General features: G+C 61.8%; 2 protein-coding genes. Both read right to left on the minus strand.

Annotated features, from left to right (window positions below; genetic code table 11):
• Positions 1-397: beta-ketoacyl synthase N-terminal-like domain-containing protein (locus tag AB0H71_RS33915; RefSeq protein WP_357029688.1), on the minus strand; the 397-nt coding region annotated here is incomplete at its 3' end.
• A 78-nt stretch (positions 398-475) separates the two neighbouring features.
• A partial coding sequence (locus AB0H71_RS33920) for an acyl carrier protein (protein WP_357029685.1) occupies positions 476-1,137 on the minus strand: 662 nt, incomplete at its 5' end.

The raw sequence follows: 1,137 nt of genomic DNA on the forward strand, positions 1-1,137 counted from the left end.
ACACCGTTTCCAGCAACAACCGTTGTTGGGGATCCATCGCGAGGGCCTCGCGCGGGCTGATACCGAAGAACCCGGCATCGAACCCGGCCGCGTCGAGGACGAACCCGCCTTCCCGTGTATGGGAGGTGCCGAGCGCATCGGGATCTGTGTTGAACAACCCAGCCAGGTCCCAGCCGCGATCGGTGGGGAATTCCCCGGTGCCGTCACGGCCCTCGTGCACCATCTGCCACAACTGCTCCAACGAGGACGCCCCACCAGGAAATCGGCAGCTCATTCCCACAATCGCTACCGGCTCCGACGCACGTGCTGTTAGTTTCCGGTTCTCCGCACGAAGCCACTCGGTCTCGGTCAGTGAAGCACGTAGTGCGTCGACGAGACGCTGTTGCGAGTCAGCCATTCTTTTTCTCCCCACATACACAAACAGCAAAATCTTCCGCATGCAGCACTCGGTATATGTCCGATCTGAAAGAAGCTTTCATTCGGCATCGAGCCCATACAGTGCACGGTTGATCAGGCCTTCGACATCCAGGTCCGCAATGGATTGGCTGTTCTCGTTCGGGCTTTCGACCTGGGTTTCCTCTTCCCGCGAGATCGATAACAGTGTGCCGAGGACCCCTGAATCCTTCAGTCGGCGGATCGGAATGCTCTGCAGCAATTCACGAACCTTCTGTTCTGATAGATCACCTTCGAATATCCGGTCCTCGCCTTCGAAGCCCTGCCCCGTGATCGCATACAGGATGTGGTCGGCGACGGTGTCGGGTGTGGGGTAGTCGAAGACGAGGGTGGCCGGCAGTCGTAGCTCGGTGGCCAGGTTGAGCCGGTTGCGGATCTCGACCGCGGTCAGCGAGTCGAAGCCCAGGTCCCGGAAGTTGCGGTCGGCGGTGATCGCGTCGGGTCCTTCGTGTCCCAGGACCAGCGCGACCTGGGTCCGTACCAATTCCAACACCACGTGTAGCTGTTCGGGACGCGACAACCCGTTCAGGCGTTGACGCAGCACCGATACTGCGGCGCCGTCACCACCGATGGCCACCCGGCGTGGGGTGGTGATCACCTGTCGCCAGATCGGTGCCAGCCCGGTGGTGCGGGCCTGGGCCTTCAACGCGGTCTGGTCGAGCCGGGCCGCGACCACCGTGGGAT

The sequence above is a fragment of the Nocardia sp. NPDC050697 genome, from assembly GCF_040654395.1.
GTDB lineage: Bacteria > Actinomycetota > Actinomycetes > Mycobacteriales > Mycobacteriaceae > Nocardia.